Below are 7,948 nucleotides of genomic sequence, written 5' to 3' on the forward strand. Positions count from 1 at the left end.
CGAACCCGGAATCTCGAGATTCCGGGTTCGATGCTTCGCATCGCCCCGGAATGACAACGAATAGGAGGGGAGCGAATAATGACCACGGAAACCATCATCGACACCGGCACCAATGAACTCCTCTGCGTCATCCGCGACCGCGTCGCAATCATCACGCTCAACCGGCCGGAGGCGCGCAACTCGCTGTCGGACCATCTGACGCCGGCGCTGCGCACGATGATCCGCACCTGTGGTGAGAGCCCGGATGTCGGCGCGCTGCTCATCACCGGCGCGGGCGAGGCGTTCTGCGCCGGCGGCAACGTCAAGGGCATGGGCGCGCATCGCGATCCAAAGAAGCTGGAGATGTCGCAGGAGGAGCGCATCGCCGATCTTCAGGAGCGGCAGCGGCTGCTGACCGGCGCGTTGGTCTCGGTGCGCAAGCCGACCATCGCCGCGCTGCCCGGACCCGCGGTCGGCGCCGGGCTTGCCATCGCGATGGCCTGCGACATCCGCATCGCCGCGCAATCGGCCTTCGTCGCCACCGGCTATGCCCGCATCGCGCTCTCAGGCGACTACGGCATCGCCTGGCTGCTGACGCGCCTCGTCGGCACCGCACGGGCGCGCGAGCTGCTGTTCACCGGCGATCGCGTCGATGCCGCACGCGCCGAGACCATCGGCCTCGTCAACCGCGTCGTCCCCGACGACAAGCTGCAAACCGAGGCCTTCGCCCTGGCAAAGTCCCTCGCCGAAGGCCCGCGCCTCGCACTGCGCTACATGAAGGACAATCTCGACGAGGCCCTGCTGTTCGACTTCGAGACCGCGAGGGATCACGAGGCCGAACGGTTGGTGCGCCTGACCACGACCGCCGATCACAAGGAAGCGGTGCAGGCCTTCATCGAGAAGCGCAAGGCGGTATTCACGGGGAAGTAGGCGCGCACCAAATCCACCCCAGGCACGTCATTCCGAGGCGATGCGAAGCATCGAGCCCGGAATCCATCGGGCGGCAACATTCGGGGTGAAATGGACTCCGGGCTCGCGCTACGCGCGCCCCGAATGACGACACGAGAGAGAAGGAAAAAATGCCCGGCGCTGGCTTGGCAGGCCGGGCTCGGAGTGGTGTCAGGCCGAGGCTGAGGGGCGTTCGGCCTGACGGGAAAGGGCAGCGAGACGCCAGCTCGCGCAGGGAATATCCTGGGGCGCGACGTGGATCTCCTTGTCGAAGCGCACCAGCTTCCAATCATCGGAGTGATTGATGAAGGCGAAGCCGGATTTGCGCGCCAGCGAGATCATGGTTTCGTTGGAGCGCAACGTGTCGCCGAACATGTGCTCGGCGCCGAGCGCGGCAGAGCGGCATTCGAGATTCTTCATGAGCGCGGTGGCGATGCCGTGGCCATGCCAGCGATCGTCGACCGACAGGCCGAACTCGAGCGTCGACGTTTCGGCGTGGAGCGCATAGCGCGCCTCGGCAACGATCGTCTCGAAGCCATCGATCACCCTGGTCGCGACCACGGTAAACCGCTCGCGCGTTCCGACATCGAGAAACTCGCTCAGCAGCCCCTTCGGCAATTCACTGATCGCGCCGAAGAAGCGGTTGTACCGAGAGCGTGTCGTCAACGAACGGAAATAATGCTGAAGCTCCTCGGTATCGCGGGGCTCGACGAAGCGCACGTTGAGTGCCGCTCCGTCGCGGGTGCGCAGCGTATCCGAGTATTGCTTCAGGTCTTCTAGTCGATAGGTGCTCATGACACGAGCTCGAGAGTGGGTCACGGAACAGGGACCGCCGGCGCCCCTGTGATCAGGCGGCGCCGGCTTGGCGGCCTATCAGGCCCGCCAGAAGGGTTTGTCGGCCTCGTAGGCGATGTCGGTCCAGGACAGGCCGACGTCGTGAAGATCGCGGGCGGTCCAGTTGGTCAGCTCGCGCCGGGTCCGGTAGCGCTCGTGCCAGACATGTATGGTCTCACTGACCTGCTGGATCAGGCCCGGTGCATGATGATTTGTCATCGAATTCTGGGTCAAAGTAGACATTTTCAGCTCCTTGAGCTAACTTGAGCGCTAATATCTGCTTCCCAGCGCGCTGCGACAAACGACAATTTGTACCTCTTCGCATGAAATAAGCTCATGCATCCTGCTGCCAAATGACTGCCAGATTGCCGTCCCTGAACGGATTACGGGCGTTCGAAGCTGCCGCGCGCCATCTCAGCTTCACGCTGGCCGCCAGCGAGCTGAACGTGACGCAGACCGCGATCAGCCATCAGATCCGGCGGCTCGAGGATGAGCTCGGCATCCGCCTGTTCATCCGGCGGAACCGCGCGCTGGCTTTGACGCCGGAAGCGCGCGACTACCTGCCCGGCGTTCGCGCCGCCTTCAACGACCTTCGCCTCGCCACCGACCGCTTGCTGCGCAAGGACGAAGACAAGGTCCTGACGGTCTCGACGATCGCTTCGCTCGCTGCGAAATGGCTGCTGCCGCGCCTAACCGATTTCCAGGAGGCGCATCCCGGCATCGATGTCCGTATCACTACCTCGACCAGCCTGGTCGACTTCCAGCGCGACAATGTCGACGCCGCGATCCGCTACGGCCGGGGCCAATGGCCGGGCGTACGCGCCGATTGGCTGATGGCGGACGAGCTGTTTCCCGTGTGCAGTCCTTCCCTCCTTCGCAGCGACAAGCCATTGCGCACGCCTGAGGACCTGAAGGACCATGTGCTGCTGCACACCACCACCGGCGACGATTGGCGCCTCTGGCTGACAGCAGCGGGGCTTTCAACCAGCATCTCGCGGCAACCCGGCATCACCTTCGACATGACTTTCATGACGGTGCAGGCGGCGATCGACGGCATGGGCGTGGCGATGGGACGGACGTCCTATGTACGGGACGATATCGCCAAGGGCCGGCTCGTGGTTCCCTTCAAGATCGCGCTGCCGGCCGATGCCGGCTTTTATCTCGTCTCCCCGGAGGGCCGTCGCGAGGCGCCGAAGCTGGCCGCCTTTCGCCAATGGATGATCGCTGCAACGCAGAATAAAGCCTGAAAAACCATCAGCTTCCGGAGCAAAATGGGTTGACTCGCAAGTCCTCGCGCGAGAGGGGTTAGACAGATTGTCGCAGCAACATTCTGTCGCCTCGCCGTGAAATGAGTTCCGGTCCGGCCACGTCTTCCAGGGGAGCAACGTCATGGCTGGACCAGCAGCATCATCAAATCCGCCGGAGCTTAAGTCGCGTATCGGCGCGATCCTGCGCGCGACATCAGGCAATTTCCTCGAGCAGTTCGACTTCTTCCTGTTCGGCTTCTATGCCCAGGATATCGCCAAGGCGTTTTTTCCCGCCGCAGACGACACGGCAGCGCTGCTCAATGCCTATGGCGTGTTCTGGCTCGGCGCGCTGATGCGCCCTGTGGGCGCCGTCGTGCTCGGCTCCTATATCGACCGCATCGGCCGCCGCAAGGGCCTGATCGTCACACTCGCGCTCATGGCGCTCGGCACCGTAGTGATTGCGTTCTGCCCGTCTTACGCGGCGATCGGTGTCGCCGCGCCTGTCATCGTCCTGATCGGCCGATTGATCCAGGGATTCTCTGCGGGCGTCGAGCTTGGCGGTGTTTCCGTTTATCTGTCCGAGATCGCAACACCCGGCAATCGCGGCTTCTACACCTCGTTCCAGTCCTCCAGTCAGCAGGTCGCGATCTTCGTCGCCGCGATCCTCGGCTTTATCCTGCGGGAAGGCATGCCCGGCGATACCTTCCTCGATGCGTTCGGGGGCGTCGCGAAGTGGCGCATCCCGTTCTTCGTCGGCTGCATCATCATCCCCGTGATTTTCTTCCTGCGGCGTTCGCTCGAGGAAACGCCGGCGTTCCTGGCCATGAAGAAGCATCCGACCGCGAGCGAAGTGTTCGCTTCGGCGATCGCGAACTGGCGCATCGTCATCCTCGGCATGATGATCGCCGTGCTGACGACGACGACCTTCTACTTCATCACGGTGTATGCCCCCGGCTTCGGCAAGCAGCTCAACCTCTCGCCGACCGGAACATTGCTCGTGACCCTGCTCGTTGCAGTGACCAACTTCTTCTGGAATCCGGTCGGCGGCGCGCTGTCTGACCGGATCGGCCGCAAGCCCGTGCTGGTGACCATCGCGGCGCTGTCATTCCTGACGGCTTACCCCGCGCTGTCCTGGCTCGCGGCAGCTCCCACGCTGGGGAAACTGCTGGCAGTCCAGATGATGTTCTCGTTCTACTTTGGCGTCTACAGCGGCACGATGCTGGGATGCCTGGTTGAGATCGTGCCGGCACATGTCCGGACCACCTGCTTCTCGATCGCCTTCGCATTGGCTGCGGGCATCTTCGGCACGTCGACCCCCGCCGTCGCGACCAAGCTGATCAGCATGACCAATGGCGACAAGGCCTCGCCGGCGTACTGGCTCATGTTCGGCGCCGCGCTCGGCATCGTCGGCGCACTCATCGTTTATCGCGGTGGCGGCAAGACGGTGCCGGTCTATGATACGGCCGTGGAGCCGGCGGCGGGACACTGATGGTGTCTTCACCTCTCCCCGTAAGAACGGGGCGAGGGAGCGGACTTCCGGCGCGACGAAGGCCTACAGCTCAACCACGACGTAGTCGCTCTCGACCTTCACCGTGACAGTCTCCGCCACATAGGGCCCCTTCACGACGCTCGCACCCGGCTCGACATGCGCCGGATAGGCCTTCACGCGAAAGCGGCGGGGGTCGCAATAGGACTGTCCGGTGCGGATATCGAATTCCCAGCCGTGCCAGGGGCAGCGGATGATCTCACCGAGTTTCGTGTACTCGATCTCGCCGGGATCATTCGACTGCGCGAGTCCGATCAGCGGACCCTCGCACAAGGCGGCGCCCTGATGCGGGCAGCGGTTCATCAGACCGAAATACTCGCCCTTGATATTGAAGACCGCGATCGGCCGTCCCTCGATCTCCAGAAACTTTCGCGTGCCGGGCGGAAGCTCATCGACCAGCGCAATGACGTGTCTTGCCATCAGGACAAGCCATAGAGCTTCTTGGCGTTACCGAGATAAAACGCCTCGCGATTGGCTTCGCTGACGCCTGCCGGCAGCACGCGCAACGGCTCGTCATAATCCCAATGCGGATAGTCGGTCGCGAACAACAGCCGGTCCCATCCGATCCAATTGATGACGTCGAACAGATCCTCGCGCCTTTCAGGATCTTCCATCGGCTGCGTGGTCCACCACACCTGCTCGCGGATATATTCGGACGGCGGCCGCTTGACGTGCGGCACCTCGCTTCGCAGCCGCTGCCAGACCTTGTCGAGCCGCCACGCCAGCGACGGCGCCCAGCCGAAGCCCGCCTCGATCATCACCATCTTCAGTTTCGGGAAGCGCTCGAACACGCCTTCCAGCACGAGGCTCGCCAGCGCGGATTGCTGACATTGCGAGTGTCCCACCATTTCCTCGATGTAATAGGACGGCCAGCCCGACGGCGTGATCGGATTGCCGCCGAAGCCGAAGGCGTGGATGCCGACCGGAAGACCCGCCTCTTCCGCGGCCTGATAGATCGGCCAGTAGCGGCGCTGGCCGAGCGGCTCGACATTGCGGCTGAGCAGCAGCACCTGCACGAAGTTCTTGTCGCCGGCGCGCTCACGGATTTCGGCGGCGGCCGAGAGGCCGTCCTCATTGCCGACGACGATCGAGGCCTTCAGGCGCTTGTCCCTGCTGGTCCATTTGTCGATCTGCCAGTCGTTGATGGCCGAGCAGAGTGCCGCCGAGAGCTCGTGATTGCGGATGCCCTGTCCCGTGTTGAGCGGATTGAGTACACCCAGCTGCACGTTGTTGGGATCGAGCAGTTGCTTCTGCATGAAGGAGAGCGAAGAGCCCTGCGGGCCGCCTTCGGGCGGATAGGCATCGCGGCGCGAGGCGTTGGGCTGGGCCTTCGGATAGGGCGGGCCTTCCATCATGCCCTGATAGGCATGAACGCCGTAGATCTCGAGATGATGCTGCCAGCGTTTGGCGAGATAGGGATAGAGTTCGGTCCGGGTCGCGCGCGCCGGATGGATGTCGCAGTCCGCAATTGCGGTCTTGGTCGTCAAGGGAGAAGCGGCTTCAGAGCTCTCGCGGAACTGGATATTCATCGCCTTGCCTCCTTTGGCAGCGGGCTAGATCAGGCGGGGATAGGTGGCATGCGGATTGTCGATCATGATCTTGCGCACGAGATCGGGGGTGAGACCTTCGGGCAGCGCATCCTGGCCGTCGAACTGCCAGTGCGGATAGTCCGTGGAGAATAGGACCAATTCGTCGGACTGCATATGATCAAACAGGCGAATTAATGTCGCCTCGTCCGGCGGCGCATCAAATGGCTGTAATGAGAAGCGGATGTTGCTGCGCACAATCTCGTGCGGCGCGCGATCGACCCAGGGCGTCTCCATTCGCACCCCGCGCCAGAACTTGTGCAGGCGCCAGAGATAGGGCGAGATCCATGACACGCCGGATTCCAGCATCACCATTTTCAGCCGTGGAAACTTTGCGAAGACACCCTCGACGATCAGGCTGGTGAGCTGGGTCTGGAACGCCTGGGCCTGACCGACATAATCCTCGATGTGATAGGAACCCCAGCCCACCGCGGTCGGCGGATTGTGATAGGCGGAACCGGCGTGGATGCCGATGGGCAGGTCGAGCCGCTCCGCCGTCTCGTAGATCGGCCACAGCGCGCGCTTGCCGAGCGGGATGTCGCCCATGACAAGCATCAGCACCTGCACGAAGCGCCTGTCCTGTGCACAGCGTTCGATCTCGGCGACTGATTTCTCGACGCTTTGCGTCGGGATCACGATCGAGCCCCGCAGGCGCGGGTCACGATCGAGCCATTCCTTGGCGAGCCATTGGTTCAGCGCGCGGCAGAAGGCGGCCTGCATGTCCTCGGAGAACACCATCTGCACACCGTAAAGCGGATTGCAGATGGCGTGCTTGATCTGAAAGGGATCGAGCACATGGCGCTGCATGTCCTCGAGGCTTTCGCCCGGCTTGCCAGTCTCGGGGCGCCAATCGGGCCGCGCCACGATCGGCGAGTTCTTCGGATAGGATTGCGAGACGAGATCGACCATGCCGCGCGTTGTCACCTGATCGCGCCAATAGTCGTTCAGATAGGGCAGCAGGCTGGTCAGATGCGGCACGGCCGGATGCACGTCGCAATCCACCGCACCGGCGATCAGGGACGCCATGACGTTTCCGTTCTCACGTTTCCTCGTCGTCTTGTCGCGGGCGGCGCTTGGCCGCTCCGCTTGTTAGCCATTCAAGCAGGCCTGCCCCTCACCTGCAACTCGGCCAAGGCCGCTGTCATATGCTAGGAAGGCTGAGCTCGGTTGCGAAGGAACAAGGGGTGAGGGATGAAAGAGCTCGTCGGCATTGCGGAACAGGTCGCGGCGAAACTGATCGCGCGCCAACAGACCGTTGCAGTTGCGGAATCCTCCGCCGGCGGCCTGATCGCGGCAAGCCTGCTCGCGGTGCCCGGAGCATCCGCTTATTTCCTCGGCGGCGCCGTGGTCTACACCCGCGACGCCAGACGCGTGCTGATGGATATTTCGGACGACGGCATGAAGGGATTTCGCTCCTCGTCAGAGCCCTACGCGAAACTGCTCGCCGAACGGATGCGCGACCGCTTCGGCGCCGACTGGGGATTGTCCGAAACAGGTGCAGCCGGCCCGACCGGCAACCGCTACGGCGATGCCGCCGGCCACAGCTGCATGGCGGTCGCGGGGCCTGCGACGGAGGTGATGACACTGGAGACTGCCAGCAACGACCGCTTCGCCAACATGCAGATGTTTGCGGCGACGGCGCTGAAGTTGTTGCTGAAGAAGCTGGAGGGGTGAGCGGCGCATTACCGGCAGCGACGACGCTCTTAGTACCGTCATCCTGAGGCGCGAGGCGTGCGGCGCGAAGCACCGCACGGGGAGCCTCGAAGGATGAACGGCCGAGATGCAGCCGGGCCGTCGCCCTTCGAGGC

9 protein-coding genes are annotated in these 7,948 nt (G+C 63.3%); 4 read left to right on the forward strand and 5 right to left on the reverse strand.

What is annotated here, in order from left to right; all coding sequences use genetic code 11:
* The first annotated feature begins 78 nt into the window (after positions 1 to 78).
* Positions 79 to 909: an enoyl-CoA hydratase gene (locus Q0687_RS00290; protein WP_298870699.1), complete on the forward strand. Its 831-nt coding sequence runs from the start codon at positions 79 to 81 to the stop codon at positions 907 to 909.
* 189 nt (positions 910 to 1,098) lie between these two features.
* On the opposite strand, the gene Q0687_RS00295 is transcribed toward Q0687_RS00290, so the two are convergent.
* Positions 1,099 to 1,722, reverse strand: a complete 624-nt coding sequence (locus Q0687_RS00295) for a GNAT family N-acetyltransferase (RefSeq protein ID WP_298870702.1) — start codon at positions 1,720 to 1,722, stop codon at positions 1,099 to 1,101.
* Positions 1,723 to 1,800: 78 nt separating this feature from the next.
* A complete protein-coding gene (locus tag Q0687_RS00300) occupies positions 1,801 to 2,004 on the reverse strand; it encodes a DUF1127 domain-containing protein (protein ID WP_298870705.1) in 204 nt (67 codons plus the stop codon).
* Between the two features lie 110 nt (positions 2,005 to 2,114).
* Here Q0687_RS00300 and Q0687_RS00305 point away from each other — a divergent pair, with 110 nt between their 5' ends.
* The gene (locus Q0687_RS00305) at positions 2,115 to 3,008 is read left to right on the forward strand and encodes a transcriptional regulator GcvA (protein WP_298870707.1); all 894 of its coding nucleotides are present in this window, start codon (positions 2,115 to 2,117) and stop codon (positions 3,006 to 3,008) included.
* 142 nt (positions 3,009 to 3,150) lie between these two features.
* Positions 3,151 to 4,497 carry an MFS transporter gene (locus tag Q0687_RS00310; RefSeq protein ID WP_298870710.1) on the forward strand — a complete coding sequence of 449 codons (1,347 nt, stop codon included), beginning with the start codon at positions 3,151 to 3,153 and terminating at the stop codon, positions 4,495 to 4,497.
* Positions 4,498 to 4,560: 63 nt separating this feature from the next.
* Here the strand turns inward: Q0687_RS00310 and Q0687_RS00315 are convergent, their stop codons facing one another.
* The 3 genes from Q0687_RS00315 to Q0687_RS00325 are packed head-to-tail and all read right to left on the reverse strand — an operon-like array spanning position 4,561 to position 7,166.
* Positions 4,561 to 4,974: a Rieske (2Fe-2S) protein gene (locus Q0687_RS00315; protein WP_298870712.1), complete on the reverse strand. Its 414-nt coding sequence runs from the start codon at positions 4,972 to 4,974 to the stop codon at positions 4,561 to 4,563.
* The gene (locus Q0687_RS00320) at positions 4,974 to 6,083 is read right to left on the reverse strand and encodes an amidohydrolase family protein (RefSeq protein ID WP_298870714.1); all 1,110 of its coding nucleotides are present in this window, start codon (positions 6,081 to 6,083) and stop codon (positions 4,974 to 4,976) included. Before Q0687_RS00320 ends, Q0687_RS00315 begins: the two co-directional genes overlap by 1 nt.
* Positions 6,084 to 6,107: 24 nt before the next feature.
* Complete coding sequence (locus tag Q0687_RS00325) at positions 6,108 to 7,166, reverse strand: amidohydrolase family protein (RefSeq protein ID WP_298870717.1); 1,059 nt, start codon at positions 7,164 to 7,166, stop codon at positions 6,108 to 6,110.
* A 165-nt stretch (positions 7,167 to 7,331) separates the two neighbouring features.
* Between Q0687_RS00325 and Q0687_RS00330 the strand changes: the two genes are divergently transcribed.
* Positions 7,332 to 7,814, forward strand: coding sequence for a CinA family protein (locus tag Q0687_RS00330; protein WP_298870719.1), 483 nt, complete (start codon positions 7,332 to 7,334; stop codon positions 7,812 to 7,814).
* Positions 7,815 to 7,948 lie beyond the last annotated feature (134 nt).

The sequence above is a fragment of the uncultured Bradyrhizobium sp. genome (genome assembly GCF_936928535.1).
Taxonomy (GTDB): Bacteria; Pseudomonadota; Alphaproteobacteria; order Rhizobiales; family Xanthobacteraceae; genus Bradyrhizobium.